The following is a 21,405-nucleotide window of genomic DNA, read 5'->3' on the forward strand; positions in this document are numbered from 1 at the left end:
CCTCAGCGTTCGGCGACGAAGAACTCGGCCAGAGATCCCGCGACCGCCTTGGGATTGTTCTCCATCGGAATGTGTCCGGCCGACTTGATCCGGACGAGCCGCGTTTCTGGGATCTCCCGTGCGTAGCGTTCGGCATAGTCGATGGTCTGAAACGGGTCGTCCTCGCCCCACACCAAGAGCTTTGACTTCCTGGACTGCAGTAATGCCGGCAGCATCTCCATGGTGTAGCGATGGTCGGCAGCGCCCGCGAGCGCCAGCCAGGATCGGGCGACCCGTGGATCCGTCCAAGGATCGAGATACTCCGCGATCTCGGCCTCGCTGGCCGGTCGTCCGAGCGCCTTCACGACCGATACGCGACGCGCAGCCAGAATATCGTCGCGCGTCGTTGCCGCAGCGACCGCCGGATCCCGGAAGCGGGCAACGCCTGGCACCGGCCACGAGTCGTACATGATTCCGTTCACGACCGCCACGCGCGGCACCTTCACCTCCTTTGCGAGCATAAGATGCTGCGCAACGCCTCCACCGATGTCGTGGCCGGCCACCATAACAGGGCCCTTATGCCCGAGCGCCTGGAGGAAACGTATCAGCCAAGCCGAGAGACGCGGCACCGAAGCCTCGCTAATAGTGAGTTCACCTCCGGATCGGCCGAAGCCGGGGAAATCGACCGCCACTGGGCGGAGACCGGCGGAAGCGATGCCCTCGAGCACAGGCTGCCAGACGCGGCTCCAATAGGTTCCGTGAAGCAGGAGAACCAAGGGTCCGCCTTTGCCGGCGGTCAGATAGCTGATCGGCACGCCATCCACATCGACAGTCTCTCGCCTCGTCATCGCACGATCCTCTTCACATGGTCCTTGCCGAGCCCGACGGCTTCGTAGTGCTGCATGGCGTGTTCGAGCTTGGTGAAGACATCTTCGTATCCGAGCGCCTCGCCGTAAGGATCGACGTACGTGTACCCGCCCGTCACGTGGAAAAGCGTGGCCATCTCCTTGACGTCATCGGGAACAACAAGCGTGTGCGTCTCGCCGGGCGGCTCGAACGCATAGTCCCCAGGGGACGCGACCCAGTCGTGCTCGAGGTACCGCCAGCTTCCTCGCAACGTGAAGGCATGCACCGGTCCGGAATGCCGGTGGCGCGACAACACGCCCGAGGATCGGACTCGAAGGATGTTGATGTAGTAGCCTTGGCTCACATTGAGCACGAGCGGCCTGAAGGCGACGGTCGGCGATTGCGGGACCCATTCCCGCTCGTCCCCGTTAAGCTCCAGCGCAGAGCCGATGAATACATCCGGCACCATGCCAATGGGCTGCGGTTTCTGGTAAGCGATCTTCCTTTGATCGATGGACCTGCTTTCGGACGCCTGCATGTTTTCCGACGAGGACTTCATCGCTGTTCTCCTTCCATCGCGTGAAACGAGGTTCTATCCCTCCGTCAGGCCACCGACGCCCTGCTCGCTGTTTGCCCGAAAAGGATCTTCTTTCCCTCTTCCGTAACCGCAGGGCGGCTCGAGTATGGTTCGCCTTTCGCGTAGGCCCGTTGCGTGCCGGGGCGCTGGCGCACCGCATGGAACCAGCGCCCCAGGTTCGGGAAGTCGTCCAGATTCTGCTGCTGGCGCTTCCAGGGCACGACCCAGGGATATGAAGCCATGTCGGCGATGCTGTAGGTGTCGCCGACGATGAACGCGCGGTTTTCGAGGTGCCGATCGAGCACGCCGTAAAGACGGTTCGTCTCCTTGACGTAGCGGTCGATCGCGTAGGGGATCTTGGTCGGCGCGTAGACTCCGAAATGGTGGTTCTGACCGGCCATCGGCCCAAGGCCACCGACCTGCCAAAACAACCATTCCGTCGCGGTCTTGCGGCCACGCACGTCCTTGGGCAGGAAGCGGCCGGTCTTCTCAGCTAGGTACAGCAGAACGGCCCCCGACTCGAATACGCTGATTACCTCGCCACGGTCGGCAGGCGCGGTATCGATGATCGCCGGCATGCGGTTGTTCGGCGAGATCGCGAGAAATTCGGGCTTGAACTGATCGCCGGCGCTGATGTCGACCGGATGGATCGCGTACTCTAGCCCGGCTTCTTCCAGGAACATCGTGATCTTGTGGCCGTTCGGCGTGGGCCAGTAGTAGAGCTCGATCATCTCCGGTCTCCTTGTGCGCCAGGTGCAAAGGCTGCCCCCGCGCAATAGCGAGGGCAGCCTTCGGTGTCGTCAGGCGGCCGGCTTCAGTTTGCCGGGCGCATTCCACTCGGCGCCCTTCATGAACGAATCGTTCGGGGTCTCGGCGAGATGATTGGTGTAGTTGGAGATGAGCTTGGTCGCGGCGAGGACGAGCACGTCCAGCACCGACTGATTGTCGTAGCCCGCGGCCTTGAAGGCGGCGACGTCGGCCTGGCTCACGACGCCGCGCTGCCGGGTGACCTTGGTCGCGAACTGGCGCAAGGCCTCGAGCTTCGCGTCGGCGATGGGGCGGCCCTCGCGGACGGCGGAGATCGCCTCCGGCTCTACCTTGGCCATGCGCGACAGATTGGTGTGACCGGCCATGCAATAAGTGCACTCGTTCTCGTAGATGATAGCGAGATAGACGATGTTGCGCTCTTGCGGGGTGAAACTCGTCTTTTCGGCGATCCCCCAAAGGGTGCTGTAGGCCTCAAGTGCTGCCGGACTTTGTGCGAGGACGCGGTGCAGGTTGGGCACGAAACCCCAAGACTTCTGAACGCCGTTGAGGATTTCAGTGGAAGCCGCCGGCGCGGTGTTCGTGTCGTGAAGCGTGAAGCCGTTGATCATTTTTCTCTCCCTTCTCGAGGTCACAACGTGGGACCGCACCCTCACCCATTCCTCGGCGCTGCGGCAGACGCGATCTGGCGATATTATTTATTCCGATGGGGAATGGGTCTCCTTCTGCAAATGAGCCATCAATTCCCTTGAGCAGCGGCGATGGGCCGCGGAGCGCTCCCGAGACGTCCTCCCGATTGCTCTCCGTTCCTCTCCTTGCGCGGAGTGTCTAGCTTCGTCCGCTCCCTCTTCGGATCGCGTGGCGAAAATGGAAAAGCGCTGACGCTAACGTCGCGCGACTTCTTGTCGGAGGCGAGTTAAACGTTCTAAGATTTTGTAAATCGTGACGGGCGAGCAAACATTGCTGGAAATTGGGGAACCCGACGGCTGGTGAACGTCAGATATCGTGACGATTGCGCAGAATGATCAATTGGACGATGAGTTCGTTGTGGGGCGTGAAGTAAAAGGCCAGGGCAAGAGGGTCCGGCAAGCCGCGCTTGTCGAAGTTTCCATCAACATTGGCAGTGACAATGAAATTGCCGTAGTGACTCACAACTTTTGTAACCGCGATCGATAATTTCTCGCCGATGATGTCCCGCTCCGCCCAGTTCCTAACGGCCGTCTCACCCCAGTAGTCGCGCAGTTGATCGTTGACGAGCGCGTCATGGGCAAATGTGGCCATCAACCGATCCAGATCGAAGCTATTCGCAGCCCCCACAAACTCCGAAATTAGGGGTGGAAGCGTAGTCGGTCCATTCGTCGAAGAACGGGGGCTTGGCATATGAATCAGCGACCGTCGGGATTGACATCATTCCCAACAACATGCCCCAGTTGCCGAACCTTTGCTCATTGTATGATGTAAAAACTTGTAAATCGGACCCTTACACCTGTAGGTCTCTGCTTAACCTACGCAAGCTGCATCGATTTAGGGCTATGCCGTTATGATCGCATGCGCCAATTTTAGATCCGCAGTATCGAAACCTTCCGTAAATCGGTCGTACACACCAGCCACGCATTGACGCGCTTCCGCACCCTCGCCTCCGTCCTGAAAAAGACGTGCGAGTGTCATGGCGGATCTGAGCTCAAGACTGAGCGCATGTTGAGTCTGAGCTTTAGCAATCGACTCCCTCACACATGTCGTCGCCGCAAGGTGGTCCTTTCGCGCTGCGAAGATTTGCCCTTTGATGCGCAACAATTCGGGCAAGTCAAATTCGGCGCCCGTTTCGATCGATCGAGAAATTGCACTATTCACCGTGAAGAGCGCGTCTTCCAACTCCCCCACCTTTAGAAGGCCGCCTGCGAGCGCCCCCATGAGGGTGCCGCGAACCACATTGTACTGCTCAACCTGCATGATTTCCAAAGCCTCCCTCAATGACTTTATTCCCGCCCGCACCTCATCGCTCGCGACCTGCAGTTCGCCCTTCAGCCCAATCCCCGCGGCACGATAGGGTCCCAACGAGTGTCGTCCGGCAAACCCGATCAACTGCTCGACCAATTTCCAAGTTCTAGAGAAATCACCTGTCCAGAACATCACCGAACCGCCATAGAGAAGTGAGGTGCAAACAGAGACTGGATGATTTCGACCGCAGCTCATTTCTTCAATCGCCTTCAGCGCAGTTCCTGTTGCCCGGTCGGGAAACCCGCGCAGCCACAGAACTCGAGCAAGAGCCACGATAGCTCCTATTCGATTGACAGTTCCGAAGTAGTTGGCGTGATGCGAGCCGAGTTCGGCTGCAAGCGACATTCCTCTTTCGAGATGGGACTGCGCCGCGGCTTGATCTCCACTCACGTGGTGCGAGACACCTATCATCCACTCGGCCCAGATGAGGCCCGCAGGGTCTGAAATTGCCTGTGCTACGCTCCTTCCACGCTCGACAGCCGCCCTGGCGCCCTGAAGGTCACCTTTTCGGACGAGAAGGAGATTCAAGCTTGCGAGGAGTTGCAATTGGCGGGGCCTGTCCTCGAGCGCTTCGGCCAGCGCGAGCCCGCGATCGATCGCGGCGCGAACCGTGCCGTGGTTCCCACGGGTGTACATCGACGCCAGCGCCAGCGACTCCTGGAGAATCATCTCCGTTCTCGAGCAATCGCCGGTATCGTTGATAATGGCCAGGGCCCTTTCGCAGAAGCGCCTGCACTCTTCCAACAGAGATAGGCCGAGCAGAAGCGGCGCCGCCTGCGCAACAAGAGCCACTCCAAAGGCCGAATCGCGGCGATCGGACAGGGCCCACTCCAGCGCCGCACGCACGTTGCTGACGTGTGGTGCGTATACGGATAGATCGTGCTTACCTATCCTTGAGCGGAGGATCTCGTCGCTTTGGAGAAACTTGAAATAGAATTCCGCGTGAAGTCGGGCAACGTGAGCGACTTCCCCTCGTTCGTCGAGTTTTGCTCTGGCATATGCGCGTGTCGTGTCGAGCAGCCGGTGGAGTACGGACCCGACCACCTGAGTGGTCGATAGCAGCGACTTCTCAAGTAGGCTTTGGATGGTCTCCGCAACGCGCGCCTCATCCAGGTCTGTTCCCGACGCAACAGCGCAGGCTGCCTCAATCGTGAAATCTCCCGCGAAGACCGAGAGCCGCCGAAAGACAGCCTTTTCGTGATCGGGAAGGAGGTTGTAACTCCAATCGAGCATCGCGTTCAGCGTCTGATGTCGAGGGAGCGCGGTTCGGCGTCCATGCCAAAGCATACTGAAGCGATTGTCGAGCAATTCCGCGATTCCACGAATCCCGAGAGAGCCTGCGCGACCGCCGGCGAGTTCGATGGCGAGGGCGATCCCATCGAGCCGACGACAGATCATTGCGACGGTCGGTGCGTCTACGTCGCTCAACGCTGCGCGATAGCCACTCGCTATAGCCCGTTCCATGAAAAGTTGAGCTGCCGGAAATCTCAGCACTTCCGCGGCAGTGAGATCGGCATTCTCCGCGGGCGGACAATCGAGTGAATACAACAAATGGACGCGTTCACCCTCAACGCGCAGCGCTTCGCGGCTGGTCGCCAGGATATGCGCTTGTGGTGCTTCGCCGACGACCCGTTCAGCCAATTTCGCCGCCGCATCGATCACGTGCTCGCAGTTGTCGAGAACGAGGAGGATCTTCCTGTCGCCCAGGAACGCCACAAGGCTGCCGTAGGGATCGTGAGCCTGGATCATGAAGCCGAGTGCCGAGGCGACTGCGGCTGGAACGAGCTGGGCATTCGTCAACGCGCTCAGATCGACAAAGGAAACGGCACCACTGAAACCGCTCAACAATGCGTGCGCCACCGAAATGGCCACGGTGGTCTTGCCTATGCCGCCTGGACCGACGATGCTCACGAAACGGTCCGTGACGAGCTGCTCCGATACGGCTCGAACAGCTTCATCTCGACCGACCATCCGCGCCAACGGCGGCGGCAGTTTTCTGGGCTGCTCGCCGTCCGGAGATCCTCCCGCAACGGTCAGCTGCTCCGTCGAACACGACACGGGCGCGACAAAACAATAGCCGCGACCGGCAACGTTCGATATGTAGCGAGCCCCCTCCTCTCCGCCGAGCGCTTTCCGCAAGGTGGCAATTTGAACGCGGAGATTGGCCTCATCCACTGTCACATTTGACCACGCGAGCGAGATCAGTTCGCTGTAGCTGACGACCTGGCCCGCCCGTTCCATCAGGGCGATCAGGACGTCGAGGGCGCGTCCGCCAAGCGGTATCGTCTCGTCAGCCCTCTTAAGCAGCCTGCCCGCCACGGACAGACTGAACGGACCAAAGGAAAACACGTCACCGGGCTGGATGTTGCGACGAGCGTTCATACAAGCATTCCGCGGTGTTAGCTCGCTATCGCGGCTCTCTTTGCGCAAGGCAACTGCCCGCGCCGGACCCGCCGTATTCTAGCGCGCGTTCCCTCCCTTGGGCGACTCGGCCGCCAGCGCGTCCACTCATCGGAGCGTCTGTCGAATACGGCCGAAATTGCAGTACAAACAAGGAGGTACAGCATACGCCGACGGTGCGAGGTCGACAAGTTTGGAGCCTGGCGACGCACGATTTCGATGAGAAAAGGCGCTCTCTGGGAAGCGCGCATCGTATATTCCTAGCAGGAATAGACGTTATTGCGATAAGCGCTCTGCCGAGATCGTCGCCGGCGCCGCAATTTGGTCGGCACGCGTTCCCTGCGCGTCATCTCGGCGGAGGCCTTTTTTCATGACATCGAAGCACTCGGTAGTGATCGTTGAGCCGGTTCGAACGGCCATCGGAACATTCGGCGGCACCTTGAAGGATATTCCGGCCGTCGAACTGGGCGCGGCGGCCATCAATGCCGCTCTTCAGCGTTCCAACCTGCGGCCTGACGAGATAGGCACGGTCGTCATGGGAAACACGGTGCAGGCCGGCAACAAGATGAATCCCGCGCGCCAGGCCGCGATCCACGGGGGACTTCCGGTGCAGGTACCTGCCATGACGGTGAATCGCGTCTGCGGCTCCGGCGCGCAGGCAATCGTTTCCGCGGCACACGAAATCCTGATGGGTTCGGTGGATGCAGCCATCGCCGGCGGCATGGAGAACATGGACGCAGCTCCGTACCTGGTCGCGCACGGCCGATGGGGCCACCGCTTGGGGGACGGCTCCATCTACGACAGCGTGTTGCGCGACGGCCTCAACGATGCCTTCTCAGACGCGCACTCGGGCTGGCACACGGAAGACCTGGTCACAAAGTTTCAGATCAGCCGCGCGCAGCAAGACGAATGGGCCTTGCGTTCTCACAGGCGCTTCTCTGCAGCGCAGAGCGCCGGTAAATTCGACGGCGAGATCGTGCCCGTCGAAGTTCGCGTGCGAAAGGGACCGAGCACGTTCCGGGTCGACGAGCATAACCGTCCGGACGCGACGATCGAGGCGCTGGCCAAGCTGAAGCCGGCTTTCCGCGATGGCGGTACGATCACCGCCGGCAATGCGCCGGGCTTGAATACGGCCGCTGCGGCGATGGTGCTGGCAGGAGAGGATTGGGCGGACAAACGCGGTCTGACGCCGATTGCCCGACTGGTGTCGTACGGCATCGCTGCGGTGGAACCGGGTATGTTCGGGCTCGGCCCGATCCCCGCCGTCAGACAGGCGCTGGCGCGCGCAGGCTGGAGCAATGATGACGTCGAGCGCTTCGAGATCAACGAAGCGTTTGGCGCCATAGCGCTTGCAGTCATGCAGGAGCTCAAGCTGCCGCCCGAGATCGTGAACGTCGAGGGTGGCGCCATCGCGCACGGGCATCCGATCGGTGCGACCGGCGCTGTGCTGACGACCCGCCTCCTCCATTCGATGCGTCGGGACGGTCTCAAGAAAGGTATCGTCACGATGTGCATCGGCGGTGGCCAGGGGATCGCTCTGGCCCTCGAGATGATCGCTTGAGGATAAGCACAGGAGGCTTCGATGGTCCTTCTTGTGACGAGCGCCTCGGGCGCGAATGGCCCGGGTTACGGCAAGCTCCTGGCATTCGATCCGGACGGCGAGTTGCTTGGCCCGTTCAGTGAGGACGCCCGGATCATCGACCCGCGCGGACTCGGCGTCGACGGTTCGCTGCTCTTCCTCAATAGCGGCGCAAACCGCATTCTGGCGCTCGATGGCAAAGGCCGTGTGGTGCGCGAGACGGGCGCGATACCCGGACTGAACCCAGGCGGCGGCAATTTCGGACCCGACGGCCGGTATTATGTCGGATTGCGCGCTGCGCGGACGATCATGGCCTTTACCCCCACTCTCGATGGAGCCGGCGAAGCTGTGCTTCCGAGCGCGGTGGTCCCATTCCCACGCGGATTTGCCTTCGGGCAGGATGGCACTCTCTTTCTCGCGTCCGGTATCGGCCCGGGCGGCGAAGGCGACAACACGATTCTGGCGTTCGATCCGGCGCGAACGGTCAAGTCTTCCTGGAAGGTCCAAGATCCGGATCTCGGCCCTCTCGACCTTACGATCGCACCGAACGGAAACGTGGTCGTCAGCAGCGAACATCCCTTCGGTGCTCCGGACTCGGCGACGACCATCCGCGAATATGACCGATCCGACGGCCGTCTCGTTCGCGTCCTGACTCCGGATCGTGGGATCGGATTCCGGAAACCCCGCGGGCTACGCTTCGGGCTGGACGGAAAGCTGTATTGCGTCGCCCAGGATGAAGTCGTCGCGTTCGATTTCGCGACCGGCAAATCCCTGGGCCCGGTCGTTAGACTACCAGGTCTCAACGGCCAGGCCGTGATCTTCTTTGGATAGGGAGGAAAGGAATGCAGACATCGGGAGAAGAGCATCGGTTCGCGCACGGCCAATGGCCGTACGAGCCGAGATTCAAGCAAGTCAACGGCTGGCGCATGCACTACGTCGACGAGGGCATCGGCGATCCGGTCGTTCTCCTGCACGGCAATCCGGCTTGGGGATTTCTGTACCGGAAATTTATCAAACCGCTGACTGCGGCGGGTAGGCGCGTGATCGTGCCGGACATGGTCGGCTTCGGGCTGTCCGAGAAGCCCACCCGCGAACAGGCCCACACGCTCGACGGCCACATCGCCAATCTAACCGGCCTCCTGCGACAGCTCGACGTGCGCAACGCGACCATCGTCTGTCACGATTGGGGCGGCCCCACTGGCCTCGGGTTCGCCCTGTCCAGTCCGGACCGCGTCCGCGCTCTGGTCATCATGAGCACCTGGGCCTGGCCGCTGCCTCCGGCCGAGTTCCACAAGCGGATTTTCCCATGGCGCATGATGCATGCGCCCCTCGTCGGACCCTATCTTCTCGGACGTCACAACGCGCTTGCAGGTCGCGGAATGTATCTTTCCGTGGTCGACCGCAAGAAGTTCAGGGCGGAGGCCCAGAGCGTCTATGAGAACATCCTGCCAGATCCCGCATCGCGTCTACTCACATGGACCTGGCCGCGCTGGATCCCGCTCGACAAAAGCGCGCGCGCCTTGGCCCGCTTCGAATGGCTCGAACGCGAGCTGAAGAAGTCGAAATTTCCGACGCTGCTGGTCTGGGGGCGGGAAGACGAGGTCTTCGACCACAAGACGTTCGCAACACGCTTCAAAGAGCTTTTGCCGCACGCCGAGGGACCCGAGCTGGTGACGGGCCGGCATTTTCTGCAGGAGGACTCAGGCGAGGAGATCGCCGGCAAGATCAACCGTTTCCTGGACCGTATCGAGGGAAGGCAGTCATGACACCTATTCAAGTCATCGAAAATCCGACGCTCGAAGGCAAGAGGAGAGCGTTCGTGCTCGCGGAAGACCGCGTCGGACACTACCCGGAATTCCGCGAATTCTTCGTCAAGCAGTTCTCTCTGGAGACGAACGCCCTATCGCGCCCCGGCTACGTGCGGGCGCCCTCGGGAATGGTCTACGCGCTCGTCTTCATCGGCCGCAGCGGGGAACCATTTCCCGACGGGATCGAGATCTACGCCCTGCCCGACGCGTTGGAGCCGTTGAACGATCCGGAGATCGACGCCGATCTTTGGGCGCTGCTCAGGTGGATGATGGCCGGCGTCGGCGGCGACTGGCGCGTGGAGGACCTGGATGCGACCGGGCGGCTATACCAGTTGAGCGTGGCCGCAAGCGCGTGATGGCTCGTGGTCGCTCATTCGGCGACGAGCGCTGTCAGGTCCTTGGCTTCGTGAAGGATAACACCCGACAGTGGGTCGAAATGGTCCGTCCAGGGCTTACGCGCGAGCACGGCTTTGGTGTGCGTATAGCCTGCTTCCCAACGCTGCTCGATTGCGGTCTGGCTGAAATCGATGTCCTTGGTGTGATCTTCATACTCCAACTGCGGCGCGAGCAATTGGACCACATGCATTCGGGTCTGGCAGCCATAGCCCAGCAATTCCCTGACCTCCGGGTTGCTGCGCTCGCTTTCGGGCAGCCGCGATGCGAGTTCGTTGATGACGTGACGCAACCGATGCGTCTGCCGGTGGCGCGCGATCTGACTCGCAATGCGGCTCGAATACTGGACGTCCTTGTGGCGGTTGAGAACATCGGCCATCGTCATCGGCTCGGGTCCCACCGAATTCCACAAATGGACGGAGAAGATCACCGAGTCCCTTCTCGGATTGTCATCGAACACCGCCTCGGTGGGTGTATTGGAAAGGATGCCGCCGTCCCAGTAGAGTTCGCCGTCGATACGCACGGGCGGAAAGGCAGGCGGAAGAGCCCCAGAAGCCATGATATGCCTCACGTCGAGCCTGCCATCGCGGCTGTCGAAATTGCGCATCCGGCTGGTTCGCACATGCGCCGCGCCCACAGTCAGGCGCGGCCTTCCCTGATTGATCAGGTCGAAGTTCACCAGCTCGGCGAGAGTGTGTTCGAGCGGCGCCGTCGAGTAGTAGCCGGCGTGGTCGGCGCCCAGCGGAAAGGCGTCTCCGGCATGGGCAAGCGGGTTCGGCGTGAAAAATCCGGGGATGCCCTGGGTCAGCGTGCTCCAGTGCGACCAGCGTCCGTCCAGTCCAGGGAAAGCGCCCTCAAAGCCCCAATGCGGGACGCGCTGCACGCGGCTCCAGAACGCATGCAGCCGCTCCAGCCGGCGCTGCGGCTCGTTTCCGGCAATCAGACTTGCGTTGATGGCGCCGATCGAGGTGCCGATGATCCAGTCCGGCTCGATTCCGACTTCCTGCAGCCCTTGATAGACACCGGCCTGATAGGATCCCAGTGCGCCGCCGCCTTGCAGAACGAGCACCACCTGTCCCGGGAGGTCAGCGCGATCCGCCCGGCGCTGCGAACGATCCGCGGCTTCAGGCCGTTCAGTCGGTCGGTTCATGCGGGCCCTCCTACTTTCAAGTAACTCTTCGCCGATTCAAGGCCGGAACGGCGTTCTGTCGATCTGTCCACCGGCCACCACGATGGTCGATATCGGTACGTCCTAGCCGCGTCCGTGGGCGGCGCAGCGAAGCAACATCTCGAGATGGGGCGCGACGAGGATGGCCAGGCTCGCCACCGCACTGCCCGTCATCGCATAGGCGAACAAGGCATCCCTTGCCGTCGCTCTCAGGATCGGAACCGCTTCGCTTGGGACCGCCTTCGCGCGGATCGAACGGATCCGGTCGGCGCCGGCGGCCCGGACGAGGCTCGCGATCGGGTGTTCGTTCGTGCCCATTGCGTCTCTCCTTTGCGTGGAGAGTGGCCAGTTCTTTTCAGTCATGGCAGACAGGACGGAGCGATATCGCTCATTCCTGCGGAGAATAGGATGGATCGTCTAGCTTCAATGGAGACGTTCGTGCGGGTCGTTGAAACGGGCTCCTTCTCCGGAGCGGCCCGACAGCTTCGGGTGGGGCAGCCAGCCGTCTCCAAATCGGTCGCCCAACTGGAGGAATACCTCGGGGTCAAGCTGCTGACGCGTTCGACGCGCGGCCTCACCCCGACGGAAGCCGGGCTCGGTTATCTCGAGCGCGCCAGGCGGGCTCTCGAGGAAGCGGCCGAGGCCGAGCTCGCCGCACGCGGAGCCGGAGCAGGTCTTAAAGGACGATTGCGCGTCTGCGCCGCCGTCACGTTCGCACGCATCCATCTCATTCCGATGTTGCCGCAGTTCATGGCTCAGCATCCCGAATTGGATCTCGAGGTGGTCCTGGACGACCGTCAGATCGACCTCGTCCAGGAGGGCATCGATGTGGCGCTCCGGATGGGAAAGATGATGGATTCGACACTGACCGTTCGCCGCGTCGCAAGGTGCAAGCGGCTCGTCCTCGGGACGCCCACCTACTTCGATCGGGCGGGCATACCCTCGACTCCGAGCGAGCTGAGCAAGCACCAGGCCGTGGTCTATCTGCAGGGAGAAGGCAGTGTGTGGTCCTTCAGGCGCGAAAGCACGGAATTGTCCGTTAACGTTCAAAGCAGATTGCGGGTGACCGCCGCGGAAGGCGTAAGAGCCGCAGTGCTCTCTCATGCAGGCCTAACCATCGCGTCGGAGTGGATGTTCAGTCCGGAACTGCAATCGGGCGCCGTTCGCACCGTCCTATCCGAATGGAGTCTCCCGCCGCTCGACCTGTGGGCGGTGCTTCCGACCGGCCGTGCGGCGACAGCCAAGGCGCGAGCCTTCGTCGGGTTCTTCGAACGTTCGTTCAACGCCTAAGTTCGGAGAAGATCGGACCCTACTGCCGCTCGCGAGGCGGTTCGGTCTCGGCGGTCGCCGGAATGGTTCTCGTCGATGCTGGCGGGGCATGAGGCGGAGATCCCGGTCAACCACGGAGGCTTCGTCGGGCAAGATCTCGGAAGTGCCCATATGACCGTTCTCTCCGACGAGAGCGCGATCTAGCCGTCCCGCATCACGTCAGACGACCGCAAGCGCTCGGCGACCGCGCAGCGTGCGACCGCAGCCATGGGGCGCATCTCGGGAGTTCGTGAGACGAACAAGCATGTCTTCGAGCCCCACCGACATTCAACATCTCAAGCAGATCAGTACGGTGACACGCATGGAGTTGCTCATCTCGAGCCTCCTGCAAAGGAGTGTCATCATGTCCCGCACCTCGACCTTGAAGCGCTCACTCAGCGCAGCCGCTGCCGTGGCCGTCTTTGTCGCTCTGCTGTCGCCGGCGAACGCAACCGACCGGCAAGATACGGCTGCTGTTTACCCCGATGTGTCGATCAGGGCCGCCACGGATCGTGCGCCGATCGTGTTGACCTCACGCTTGCCCTGGCTTGCTCCGGTCGGCCATCGGCAGCCCCGCCAGGCAGACGTCCCCCGTCATGAAGCCGTCTCAACATGGGAACGCCAGCAACAGCAGGTGGACCAGGAGTTGGACCGCAAGCTGATCATCTGCCGTGGCTGCTGAGATTGGGCGGTTCTCATTCCGGGCCGGAATAAGCGCTAGTCCGTCGTGCCCGCTACCTCATACGGCGGCCTCCTTTAGCTTTCTGCACGTGAGTTCAACCAAACGGGCGGCGCCGCCGTCCTCCACGCCGACGCCAACGGAGAACCGTCATGTCGCTTCAAGCCAAGCTCGATGCCTTCAAAGCCGATTTCGAGGCTGGAAAGCCGCCCTATAGCGTTCCTCGCTCCGTCATCGAGACGATGCACCGCGCCACCGCAGAACTGATCGAATCGGGCGCGGCCAAGCGCGCCAAGAAGGCCGGCGACCTCGCTCCAACCTTCTCGCTCAAGGATCCGGAGGGCAATGTCGTGAGCTCGGCCGACCTGCTGAAGCGCGGCCCGCTGATGCTCAGCTTCTACCGCGGTGTCTGGTGCCCCTACTGCAACATGGAGCTGCAGGCGCTCGAAGCCGCCAAGCCGGAGTTCGACAAGTACGGCGCTTCGCTCGTCGCGATCTCGCCGCAGACCGCTCCGAACAGCCGCAAGTCGGTGCGCCAGAACAAGCTGTCCTTTCCAATCCTGTCGGACGCGAAGGGCAAGGTCGGCGCCGCGTTCGGCCTGCGCTTCAACCTGCCCGACTATCTGGTCGAGCTCTACAAGCAGCTCAAGAACGATCTGCCGACGTTCAACGACGACCCGAGTTGGACCCTGCCAATGCCGGCCCGCTACGTCATCGGACAGGACGGCGTCATCCTCTATTCCGAAGTGAACCCCGACTACACCCGCCGGCCGGAGCCTGAAGACATGGTCCCGGTCCTCCAGCGGGCGGCGGCCGTCAAGGTGTGACGGCACATGAGGCGGCCGGTGGGGCGCAATGACCACCGGCCGCTGTCCTTCCACTCAAGCACCCGAAAGGAATGTACCCGTGGCCAAGCTCTTCACCCCGACCCAGGTCGGCCCCTATCGTTTGTCCCATCGCGTCGCCATGGCGCCGTTGACGCGGATGCGCTCCGACCCCGGCGACATCCCGAGCGAGCTGATGGTCGAATACTACAAGCAGCGCACGACCAAGGACGGCCTGATCATCTCCGAAGCGTCGCCGGTCTCGATCCGCGGCAACGGTTATGCCGGTGCGCCCGGCATCTACTCGGACACTCAGATCGCGGGATGGCAGCGCGTCACCGAGACGGTCCACGCCAGGGGCGGCCGCATCTTCCAGCAGTTGTGGCACGTCGGCCGGCAGTCGCATGTCGACCTGCAGCCGAACGGGGACGCGCCGGTCGCGCCCTCCGCCATCGCGGCCGAGGGCCACGCGTACTCCACGCGCGGCGAGGTCCCGTTCTCGATGCCGCGCGCACTCGCGCTGCATGAGATCCCCGCCATCATCGAGGAGTTTCGGTCGGGCGCCGAGCGGGCGCTGCGGGCGGGCTTCGACGGCGTCGAAATCCATGGCGCGAACGGCTACCTGCCCGACCAGTTCCTGCAGGACGGAACGAACAAGAGGACTGACGAATACGGCGGCCCCATCGAAAACCGCGCCCGCTTCATGCTGGAGGTGACGCAGGCCGCCATCTCGGTCTGGGGAGCCGATCGCGTCGGCGTGCGCATCGCACCGAGCGGCACCTACGGATCCATGTCGGACAGCGATCCGGCGGCGACCTTCGGCTACGTGACGACGCAGCTTGACCGCCTGGGCATCGCCTACCTCCACGTCGTCGAGCCGCGCATCAAGGGCACCGAGGAGCTCTCGCATGGCCGGGCGCCGATCGCCGCTCAGCATCTGCGGCCGAAGTTCTCGCGAACTTTGATCGCGGCTGGCGGCTTCACCCCGGCTTCCGCGGAAGCCATCGTCACCTTCGGCGACGCCGACCTCGTCGCCTTCGGTCGCCATTTCATCTCGAATCCGGATCTGCCGGAGCGGATCCGCCAGGGCTTGCCGCTCACCCGTTACGACCGGTCGACCTTCTACGGCGGCGACGCGCGCGGCTACACCGACTACCCGACCGCAGAGGCGGCGGCAGCAGCCTGAACCCTGCTCGCGTCTGTCATCTCTCGGCCAGCGAGGGTGCATCGCCGCCCTTCGCTGGCCTACGCTCGTCAACCGCATCGGCTTCAATGACCTTCGCCGGATTCGCATCGGCAGGAGCTGCCGGCCTTGCGAAGATGTCCTGACCCGACGGCTCCTGCATCTTGCGCCACTGCGCCGGAGTGACGCCCATGTGGCTCTTTGAAGGCGCGTTGGAAAGCGGCTTCGGATTGGTAGCCAACCGCCTCCGCCACGGCGCCCGTCGAAAGAGACGACCTCCTCAACTCGTTCGCCGCGAGCGTCATCCGGACGTCAGTCAGAAGATCGGAGGCCGAGCGCCCGAGCTTCTCCTGGAATTGCCGGGCGAGCGTGGCGCGCGACATATTGCACAGGCGCGCGAGGTCGGGCAGCGACCATGCGCGCGCAGGCTCGTTGAAGAGAGCCGCCACGGCCGGCGACAGGCGCGGATGACCGGCAAGCGCGAGGAGACCACGCGGTGCGTCGTCGGCCTCGCTTGCGAGCCGCAGCACCAGCGCGAACATTGCGGTCGACAGCGCATTCAGCATCGCGCGACCGCCGAGATGATCGTCCGCCGACTCCCCGCGCATCAGGGCGACCAGGCCGGCGAGCTGTGCGGCGTTCTCTCCTCCGTCCTGACCACGGGTATGTACCACCAGGTGAGGCGGCAGATAGGCGCGCAGCAGGCGATCGTGCGGAGGCGCGATCGCGAAATGCCCGCAAAGCAAGTCGAGTCGGTCTCCCCTGCCGGCGTTCTCGCTGATGATGAAATTGAGCTCCCGGCGATCTCGCGCCGGCCTGGGCCGAGCGCCGCCGCCGTCATGCATGACGTGGCGCGGATTGCCCGGCAGCAGCAGGATATCCCCGGTCTCCAGCCGGAGCGGCTTGCCGCCGGCCGGGTCTTCCAACACGGCCGAACCACCGACGACCGCGTGATAGGGCATCTCATTCGCCTCGCCCGGCCCCTGATCGATCCGCCATGGCGCGCCATAGGAGCAGCGCAGATCGAGCCGCCCGCGCACCGGCATCATCTCGAACAGCCTGCTGAGCCGGTCCATGGCGACCTCCCGAACGGACGAAGGGATTGAGACGATAGAGCATATAGTCGAGTATTCGCGACATTCAAAGTCTCGCCCACTGCTCATACTGTCACTCCGCAATCGTTCACCATCCCAACAAAGGAGTGCCATCATGTCCCGTCTTGCCGTCCCCAATCTCGAATCCGATGCCGGTCCGTCCGGCCAGGTCTACGCGCAGATCAAGAAGGCGATCGGCAGCGTGCCGAACACCTTTGCGGCCATCGCTGCCCACGGTCCGGCTGCGCTCAAGTCGGTTCTCGCCGCTGATGCGGTGCTCGCATCTGGCTCGCTTAGCAAGCGCGACCAGGAAACCATCAAGCTGATCATCAGCGGTGTCGCTGGCTGCGACTACTGCGTGGCTGCACACAGCCTGCTCGGCAAGCTCGCAGGATTGAAGCCCGACGAGCTCAAGAACATCCGCGATGGCAGGCCCACAGGCGATTCCAAGCGCGATGCATTGGCCCGCTTCGTCCGCAAGCTCGCGGAAACCAGCGGCACCGTCAGCGACGAGGAGTTCGCGGCGATCAAGGCCGCCGGCTACAGCGACGCCCAGCTGGTCGAGATCAGCCTGGCTTTCGCGACCACCGTCTTCACCAACGTCTTCAACAACATCAATGACACCGAGATCGACTTCCCCGCCGTCGCGTGAGGCGACCGTGCGATCCGTCAGATCTCAAACATGAAAGGATCACGACCATGACTACGCTGTCCACCACCGTTCACAATCCGCTCGTCCGCGCGCTGCACAGCTCCGGCCTGCTGGCCGAGGACCTCGACTACCACCTGCTCCGCGCCGCAATGGTGATCATCTTCGCGTGGTTCGGGTACGACAAATGGTTCGAAGCGGAGATCAGAGGACTGCTGCCCATAATTACCCACGGCCCGTTTATCTTCTGGACGATTCCGGTTTTGGGCATTCGCGGCACCGCCATTTTTCTCGGCACCTCAGAATGGACCTTTGGCACGTTGCTGCTTCTGGGTTTCTGGAACAAGAAAGCCGGCATGCTCGGCGCCCTCGGTTCGACCTTCACCTTCATCGCTACCTTCACGGTCCTGCCGTTCGTTCCTGACGCGTGGGATGCTGGCGCCGGAGGCTTTCCAGCGATGACGATTAATTCGGCCTTCCTTCTGAAGGATCTCGTGCTGCTCGCCGTCTCGCTCTACCTGCTGAGACAGGATGTGGTTCGCCTGACGCGGCAATAGGGTGGCACCCTGCTGACGGCGATGCGTCGCCGGTGAGCTTCACGCTCGCCGGCGATTGCGCGTTCCAAAAATGCCGAAGGAGTGCTGCGGAAAATTCCGCGGCAATCAAACTGTTTGTGCGCCCGACGGTCTGATGCACCTGGCGGGCCAAGGCGCAAACAGAAAACTGACGAGGATACGAGCGATCGGCCATGTGAGGCGTGTCCGCTTTGTTCCGCCACAAGCGGCCTCGCGCCAAGTCACATTCTGGATCCTTCTGAGACGAGCGGCTTCGGCCGAATGTCCGCTTTGCCGCCAAAACCTCGCGGTGCTTGAAGCTGGAGCTTTGGACGCCCCGCCCCTCTGTACGATCAAGTACGCTGCAATGCTCCGTTAGCGAAAACGCGTTGGATTACCGACCTCAACCGGGATAAGCTAGCTCACTACTTCGGTCGGCGTCCTCAATGCGAAAGGAAGCGAGAACAACTCCACCAGACTACGCAAAACTGCGATAGCAGCCGGCCGCACTACCCCCACTCGATTGTCAATTGATCGACTAAACCCGCCCCAGCATTGAGGTTTGCGGCATCGCGTTTACGCCGTACCGTCACGCGTACCGTCAAGATTTTTGTCAGGCACCGCTGCGGTAGCGATCTAGCCAATGGCGCAGGTCGAGATAGTCCTTCAGGGAAACCTGGTAGCGAAGGTCACTGGCGAATTCACGGGCCGGCGCAGTGAAGTAGGACGTCGTCATGACCATCGCCGCGTTGACACGCTCGTGCTGAGCCACGCCGTGCAGCGCACGCACGACGCCAACGCCGACAGGACGGTCGGGTGCATGCCGCTTATATTCAACCACATAGAGGAACGATCCAACATCATCCCGCCGGGCTGCGTACATGTCCTTGCCGCCGTCGCGCGTCTGTGGGGTAAGCGTCACTGTGTAGCCATGGCGCTCTAAGAGCTCGGCGACGAATTCTTCGAAACGGCGTGGCGGCATCTCAAACAAGAGCCGAGGATCGTCAGCGACTTGGCGACGAAGGCATCGCTGATGACGCGGACATCGGTGATGATCCGGCGTTCCCTCTCACCGCCGGGGCGAAGCGGCCGCCCGTCCGTCCCGACCAGCCCCGGGGTGTGCCAAGGAGACAGCAGCGCCGCAAGCGCGCCAACATCCGGCACATGACCCGCGCGCCACTGATCCTCCAAGACTCGCGCCAAGCGTGGATTGCCACCTGTCGCGGTCAAGAGCCTTTTCATCGTCTCCGTGTCTAGTTTCCCGTCGAAGACGCGGTCGAGGAATGCGACGAAAGATTCTGCGTTTAGTGGCGGGAGTCGGATGGGCGTGCCGAGTCCGAGCTCGCGATGACTTGCGACAGTGGAAAACCGCCACGGACCCGTCTCCAGCTGTTTGATACCCTCCAGCGTCTGTTTTGGGTCGACCAGGTCCGCTCCATCGATGATGGTCCTTGTCATCCGGCCCGAAACGCTCGTGCGTTGGCACAGAGCCGGTTTTCGCTGCTACTGGCGCTGGAAGTCACGATCTTTGGGAGGCCGGCCGCAGATTGAGGCCAGGCTGCGTGCGTTGATCCGGCGGATGAGCATGGACAACCCTCTTTGGGGCGCGCCCCCCATCCACGGCGAACTGCTCAAGCTTGGGTTTGGGATCGCGCAATCGAGCGTTGCCAAATACATGGTCAAACGGCAGCAGCCACCCAGCCAGGGATGGCGGACCTTCTTGCGCAACCACGCGCCGGACATTGCCGCCATGGACCTGTTCGTTGTTCCAACGCTCGGGTTCGACCTGCTTTATGCCTTCGTCGTGGTCCGGCTCGACCGCAGAGAGCTCGTCTGGATCAACGTCACCGCAAATCCAACGGCTGAATGGGTTGCACGTCAAATAACGGAGGCATTTCCTTGGGATGAGGCTCCGGGCTACATGATCCGCGATCGGGACCGGGTCTATGGCAGCGTTGTCACACGAAGATTGCGCGCGCTGCGCATCCGGGACAGGCCTACCGCACCAGCGGCGCCTTGGCAGAATGGCTTTGCCGAACGGCTGATCGGATCGATGCAGTCTCTCTCTCGACCTCAAGAGACCAGAGGCGATTGACGTAGCTTGCAAGCTGGCCGAGAAAGTGATGTCTTGATCGAACGGTTCCGGCCAGGCGTAATGGCGCGGCTCGGTTTAGGCTACGAAAGGCTCAGCAAAGACAACCCTCGTCTGATTTACCTGTCGATCAGCGGCTTCGGACAAGAGGGTCCCTATTCTCAGCGCCCATGCTCGGATTCCGTGGCACAGGCGTTTTCCGGATTGGTATCGGTCAATGTCGGAGCCGACAACATCCCGCATCGGGTTGGCGCCACTCTCTCCGACGTTTGCACCGGCCTGTACGCCTTCCAGGCCGTCTCAACCGCCCTGTTTGCAGCGGGCAAAGGTAGCGGGGGAGCGCTACCTACGTTCCACCCGACCGTTCTCCGCTGAGTTTTTGGTGTCCGTGGCCTAAACGGCACGCTCTTGGGCCTTCCGGCGCCTCAAATGAGCGTCGGGCCGATGCCAGCGGTGAACGCCCCCTAAGCGAGCCCAGTTGACATCGATTATCATGGCATATTGCGCCCAAGGCATACCCGGGCTTGCGCTGCACGCGTTTCACAGTTTGATCTATGGGCTGTGAAATTCTCGCACTGAGCCCCGCCCCGGTTCGGACACCCGCACGACGTGTCTTTTTTGGCCAAGGCTCGGGACGAGCGCCGCCGGCCTATTCGTTCAATTGAACAGCATCAGCAGGGTTGCTGCCACCCCAGCAAATCCAGAGGCGGCGACGAAAAGGAAGCAGACTTCAGTACGGTCCATGTCCAGCGTCCGTATCAGTCCCTGCCAGACCTTCAACATCGGTCCCACCCGGCCGGTTCCTCAAATGAAACACGGCGGGGCGGCGACGGTGGTAGGCTCAAACGAGAAGCCGCCCAACGTTTGCGTTGCCGCATTCTGGTGCCATTGGGACCCCGGCCGGTTCCGAAAAAAGGACCTTTCGCAACCGTTTGTGGAACATTAGTAGCCATCACCGGCAAATTCCTTGTCGTAGGCGGCCCGGTGGCTGACAGACCAATTGCGCTCCGTCTGAAAAAAGAAGGAGGAGTGCCATGCTCGAAGGGCGCCGTTTCAAGCAGCTCACCACATTCAAAGACAGGTTGCAGGTGCGGGCAAAAGAGGTCCACGACCAAGCCGAAAAACTACCGGCCGGTCCCGAACGGGACGCGCTTCTGAAGAAGGCACGTCAGGCCGACACCGCTGCTCATTTAAACGACTGGGCTAACTCGCGGGGATTGCAGCCTCCAAAGTAGCGATAGGGCGGGTAGGCTGCCGCGCGGCCCCAAGCCGGCGCTTGGCGCATCTCTTGCGGCCTCGGGAAACCTGTTGCCACTGGCCTCCTAGATTGGGAAAAATGGCTAACGCACACGGGTGTGAGGCGTGAAGCTGATGAGGGAGTACCGGGTCTAGGTCATCGGCCGGCACGGCCGCATCATCAATCGTATCGACGCGCATTGCACCACTGAGGGCGACGCCAAGGAGCGGGCGGAGCAGCTCGCCGAAGGTCAGGTGGTAGAGCTTTGGGAA

General features: G+C 62.2%; 24 protein-coding genes and 1 pseudogene. 13 read left to right on the forward strand and 12 right to left on the reverse strand.

What is annotated here, in order from left to right; translation table 11 throughout:
* Positions 1-2 precede the first annotated feature (2 nt).
* The 6 genes from QOU61_RS22580 to QOU61_RS22605 all read right to left on the reverse strand — a co-directional run bounded on the left by QOU61_RS22580 (position 3) and on the right by QOU61_RS22605 (position 6,547).
* On the reverse strand, positions 3-803 hold the full coding sequence (locus tag QOU61_RS22580) for an alpha/beta fold hydrolase (RefSeq protein ID WP_289653408.1): 801 nt from the start codon (positions 801-803) through the stop codon (positions 3-5).
* Positions 804-823: 20 nt separating this feature from the next.
* Positions 824-1,384, reverse strand: coding sequence for a 2,4'-dihydroxyacetophenone dioxygenase family protein (locus QOU61_RS22585; RefSeq protein ID WP_502876806.1), 561 nt, complete (start codon positions 1,382-1,384; stop codon positions 824-826).
* Between the two features lie 44 nt (positions 1,385-1,428).
* Positions 1,429-2,133, reverse strand: a complete 705-nt coding sequence (locus QOU61_RS22590; protein ID WP_289653409.1) for a glutathione binding-like protein — start codon at positions 2,131-2,133, stop codon at positions 1,429-1,431.
* Positions 2,134-2,202: 69 nt separating this feature from the next.
* Entirely contained in the window at positions 2,203-2,778 is a 576-nt protein-coding gene (locus tag QOU61_RS22595; protein WP_289653410.1) for a carboxymuconolactone decarboxylase family protein, read from the reverse strand.
* 385 nt (positions 2,779-3,163) lie between these two features.
* Positions 3,164-3,448 (reverse strand): hypothetical protein, encoded by a 285-nt coding sequence (locus tag QOU61_RS22600; protein WP_289653411.1) that lies wholly within the window; start codon positions 3,446-3,448, stop codon positions 3,164-3,166.
* A gap of 249 nt (positions 3,449-3,697) precedes the next feature.
* Positions 3,698-6,547: an ATP-binding protein gene (locus QOU61_RS22605; protein WP_289653412.1), complete on the reverse strand. Its 2,850-nt coding sequence runs from the start codon at positions 6,545-6,547 to the stop codon at positions 3,698-3,700.
* Positions 6,548-6,935: 388 nt separating this feature from the next.
* Here QOU61_RS22605 and QOU61_RS22610 point away from each other — a divergent pair, with 388 nt between their 5' ends.
* From QOU61_RS22610 to QOU61_RS22625, 4 genes are all read left to right on the forward strand, one after another.
* Positions 6,936-8,126, forward strand: a complete 1,191-nt coding sequence (locus tag QOU61_RS22610) for a thiolase family protein (RefSeq protein WP_289653413.1) — start codon at positions 6,936-6,938, stop codon at positions 8,124-8,126.
* A 21-nt stretch (positions 8,127-8,147) separates the two neighbouring features.
* A complete protein-coding gene (locus QOU61_RS22615; RefSeq protein ID WP_289653414.1) occupies positions 8,148-8,975 on the forward strand; it encodes an NHL repeat-containing protein in 828 nt (275 codons plus the stop codon).
* A 95-nt stretch (positions 8,976-9,070) separates the two neighbouring features.
* Positions 9,071-9,910: an alpha/beta fold hydrolase gene (locus QOU61_RS22620; protein WP_289653415.1), complete on the forward strand. Its 840-nt coding sequence runs from the start codon at positions 9,071-9,073 to the stop codon at positions 9,908-9,910.
* Positions 9,907-10,308 (forward strand): hypothetical protein, encoded by a 402-nt coding sequence (locus QOU61_RS22625; RefSeq protein ID WP_289653416.1) that lies wholly within the window; start codon positions 9,907-9,909, stop codon positions 10,306-10,308. The genes QOU61_RS22620 and QOU61_RS22625 overlap by 4 nt, the downstream gene beginning before the upstream one ends.
* Before the next feature lie 14 nt (positions 10,309-10,322).
* Here the strand turns inward: QOU61_RS22625 and QOU61_RS22630 are convergent, their stop codons facing one another.
* Together QOU61_RS22630 and QOU61_RS22635 are read right to left on the reverse strand one after the other, a co-directional pair.
* Positions 10,323-11,495: a patatin-like phospholipase family protein gene (locus QOU61_RS22630; protein WP_289653417.1), complete on the reverse strand. Its 1,173-nt coding sequence runs from the start codon at positions 11,493-11,495 to the stop codon at positions 10,323-10,325.
* A 102-nt stretch (positions 11,496-11,597) separates the two neighbouring features.
* On the reverse strand, positions 11,598-11,831 hold the full coding sequence (locus QOU61_RS22635) for a hypothetical protein (RefSeq protein WP_289653418.1): 234 nt from the start codon (positions 11,829-11,831) through the stop codon (positions 11,598-11,600).
* Positions 11,832-11,921: 90 nt separating this feature from the next.
* On the opposite strand from QOU61_RS22635, the gene QOU61_RS22640 reads away from it, so the two are divergent.
* The 4 genes from QOU61_RS22640 (at position 11,922) to QOU61_RS22655 (ending at position 15,510) form a co-directional block, all read left to right on the forward strand.
* Positions 11,922-12,803 carry a LysR family transcriptional regulator gene (locus QOU61_RS22640; RefSeq protein WP_289653419.1) on the forward strand — a complete coding sequence of 294 codons (882 nt, stop codon included), beginning with the start codon at positions 11,922-11,924 and terminating at the stop codon, positions 12,801-12,803.
* A gap of 283 nt (positions 12,804-13,086) precedes the next feature.
* Positions 13,087-13,503, forward strand: coding sequence for a hypothetical protein (locus QOU61_RS22645; protein WP_289653420.1), 417 nt, complete (start codon positions 13,087-13,089; stop codon positions 13,501-13,503).
* A gap of 149 nt (positions 13,504-13,652) precedes the next feature.
* Positions 13,653-14,327: a peroxiredoxin-like family protein gene (locus tag QOU61_RS22650; protein WP_289653421.1), complete on the forward strand. Its 675-nt coding sequence runs from the start codon at positions 13,653-13,655 to the stop codon at positions 14,325-14,327.
* Between the two features lie 139 nt (positions 14,328-14,466).
* On the forward strand, positions 14,467-15,510 hold the full coding sequence (locus QOU61_RS22655) for an alkene reductase (RefSeq protein WP_502876969.1): 1,044 nt from the start codon (positions 14,467-14,469) through the stop codon (positions 15,508-15,510).
* A gap of 16 nt (positions 15,511-15,526) precedes the next feature.
* Here QOU61_RS22655 and QOU61_RS22660 read toward each other — a convergent pair.
* Positions 15,527-16,583 (reverse strand): annotated as a pseudogene (locus QOU61_RS22660) (AraC family transcriptional regulator).
* A 133-nt stretch (positions 16,584-16,716) separates the two neighbouring features.
* Here QOU61_RS22660 and QOU61_RS22665 point away from each other — a divergent pair.
* Complete coding sequence (locus tag QOU61_RS22665; RefSeq protein ID WP_289653423.1) at positions 16,717-17,253, forward strand: carboxymuconolactone decarboxylase family protein; 537 nt, start codon at positions 16,717-16,719, stop codon at positions 17,251-17,253.
* A gap of 47 nt (positions 17,254-17,300) precedes the next feature.
* The gene (locus QOU61_RS22670; RefSeq protein WP_289653424.1) at positions 17,301-17,807 is read left to right on the forward strand and encodes a YkgB family protein; all 507 of its coding nucleotides are present in this window, start codon (positions 17,301-17,303) and stop codon (positions 17,805-17,807) included.
* Between the two features lie 610 nt (positions 17,808-18,417).
* Here the strand turns inward: QOU61_RS22670 and QOU61_RS22675 are convergent.
* Positions 18,418-18,786 (reverse strand): restriction endonuclease, encoded by a 369-nt coding sequence (locus tag QOU61_RS22675; RefSeq protein WP_289661677.1) that lies wholly within the window; start codon positions 18,784-18,786, stop codon positions 18,418-18,420.
* Positions 18,744-19,262: a hypothetical protein gene (locus tag QOU61_RS22680; protein WP_289653425.1), complete on the reverse strand. Its 519-nt coding sequence runs from the start codon at positions 19,260-19,262 to the stop codon at positions 18,744-18,746. The genes QOU61_RS22675 and QOU61_RS22680 overlap by 43 nt, the downstream gene beginning before the upstream one ends.
* Before the next feature lie 127 nt (positions 19,263-19,389).
* On the opposite strand from QOU61_RS22680, the gene QOU61_RS22685 reads away from it, so the two are divergent.
* Positions 19,390-19,899 carry a transposase gene (locus QOU61_RS22685; protein ID WP_289653426.1) on the forward strand — a complete coding sequence of 170 codons (510 nt, stop codon included), beginning with the start codon at positions 19,390-19,392 and terminating at the stop codon, positions 19,897-19,899.
* Positions 19,900-19,932: 33 nt separating this feature from the next.
* Positions 19,933-20,271, forward strand: coding sequence for a CoA transferase (locus tag QOU61_RS22690; RefSeq protein WP_289653427.1), 339 nt, complete (start codon positions 19,933-19,935; stop codon positions 20,269-20,271).
* A 282-nt stretch (positions 20,272-20,553) separates the two neighbouring features.
* Here the strand turns inward: QOU61_RS22690 and QOU61_RS22695 are convergent, their stop codons facing one another.
* Positions 20,554-20,679 (reverse strand): hypothetical protein, encoded by a 126-nt coding sequence (locus QOU61_RS22695; RefSeq protein ID WP_289653428.1) that lies wholly within the window; start codon positions 20,677-20,679, stop codon positions 20,554-20,556.
* 251 nt (positions 20,680-20,930) lie between these two features.
* Between QOU61_RS22695 and QOU61_RS22700 the strand changes: the two genes are divergently transcribed.
* Positions 20,931-21,131, forward strand: coding sequence for a hypothetical protein (locus QOU61_RS22700; RefSeq protein WP_289653429.1), 201 nt, complete (start codon positions 20,931-20,933; stop codon positions 21,129-21,131).
* Positions 21,132-21,405: the final 274 nt, after the last annotated feature.

Origin of the sequence: Bradyrhizobium sp. NP1, assembly GCF_030378205.1 — a bacterium.
Classification (GTDB): domain Bacteria; phylum Pseudomonadota; class Alphaproteobacteria; order Rhizobiales; family Xanthobacteraceae; genus Bradyrhizobium.

Coding starts and splice junctions, on each gene's coding strand:
- QOU61_RS22625 (WP_289653416.1), top strand. CDS start 9,907: ATGACACCTATTCAAGTCATCGAAAATCCGACGCTCGAAGGCAAGAGG.
- QOU61_RS22590 (WP_289653409.1), bottom strand. CDS start 2,133: ATGATCGAGCTCTACTACTGGCCCACGCCGAACGGCCACAAGATCACG.
- QOU61_RS22665 (WP_289653423.1), top strand. CDS start 16,717: ATGTCCCGTCTTGCCGTCCCCAATCTCGAATCCGATGCCGGTCCGTCC.
- QOU61_RS22630 (WP_289653417.1), bottom strand. CDS start 11,495: ATGAACCGACCGACTGAACGGCCTGAAGCCGCGGATCGTTCGCAGCGC.
- QOU61_RS22680 (WP_289653425.1), bottom strand. CDS start 19,262: ATGACAAGGACCATCATCGATGGAGCGGACCTGGTCGACCCAAAACAG.
- QOU61_RS22610 (WP_289653413.1), top strand. CDS start 6,936: ATGACATCGAAGCACTCGGTAGTGATCGTTGAGCCGGTTCGAACGGCC.
- QOU61_RS22620 (WP_289653415.1), top strand. CDS start 9,071: ATGCACTACGTCGACGAGGGCATCGGCGATCCGGTCGTTCTCCTGCAC.
- QOU61_RS22645 (WP_289653420.1), top strand. CDS start 13,087: ATGTCTTCGAGCCCCACCGACATTCAACATCTCAAGCAGATCAGTACG.
- QOU61_RS22700 (WP_289653429.1), top strand. CDS start 20,931: ATGCTCGAAGGGCGCCGTTTCAAGCAGCTCACCACATTCAAAGACAGG.
- QOU61_RS22595 (WP_289653410.1), bottom strand. CDS start 2,778: ATGATCAACGGCTTCACGCTTCACGACACGAACACCGCGCCGGCGGCT.
- QOU61_RS22605 (WP_289653412.1), bottom strand. CDS start 6,547: ATGAACGCTCGTCGCAACATCCAGCCCGGTGACGTGTTTTCCTTTGGT.
- QOU61_RS22655 (WP_502876969.1), top strand. CDS start 14,467: ATGGCGCCGTTGACGCGGATGCGCTCCGACCCCGGCGACATCCCGAGC.
- QOU61_RS22585 (WP_502876806.1), bottom strand. CDS start 1,384: ATGAAGTCCTCGTCGGAAAACATGCAGGCGTCCGAAAGCAGGTCCATC.
- QOU61_RS22600 (WP_289653411.1), bottom strand. CDS start 3,448: ATGGCCACATTTGCCCATGACGCGCTCGTCAACGATCAACTGCGCGAC.
- QOU61_RS22640 (WP_289653419.1), top strand. CDS start 11,922: ATGGATCGTCTAGCTTCAATGGAGACGTTCGTGCGGGTCGTTGAAACG.
- QOU61_RS22685 (WP_289653426.1), top strand. CDS start 19,390: ATGGACAACCCTCTTTGGGGCGCGCCCCCCATCCACGGCGAACTGCTC.
- QOU61_RS22635 (WP_289653418.1), bottom strand. CDS start 11,831: ATGGGCACGAACGAACACCCGATCGCGAGCCTCGTCCGGGCCGCCGGC.
- QOU61_RS22650 (WP_289653421.1), top strand. CDS start 13,653: ATGTCGCTTCAAGCCAAGCTCGATGCCTTCAAAGCCGATTTCGAGGCT.
- QOU61_RS22670 (WP_289653424.1), top strand. CDS start 17,301: ATGACTACGCTGTCCACCACCGTTCACAATCCGCTCGTCCGCGCGCTG.
- QOU61_RS22615 (WP_289653414.1), top strand. CDS start 8,148: ATGGTCCTTCTTGTGACGAGCGCCTCGGGCGCGAATGGCCCGGGTTAC.
- QOU61_RS22695 (WP_289653428.1), bottom strand. CDS start 20,679: ATGTTGAAGGTCTGGCAGGGACTGATACGGACGCTGGACATGGACCGT.
- QOU61_RS22675 (WP_289661677.1), bottom strand. CDS start 18,786: ATGCCGCCACGCCGTTTCGAAGAATTCGTCGCCGAGCTCTTAGAGCGC.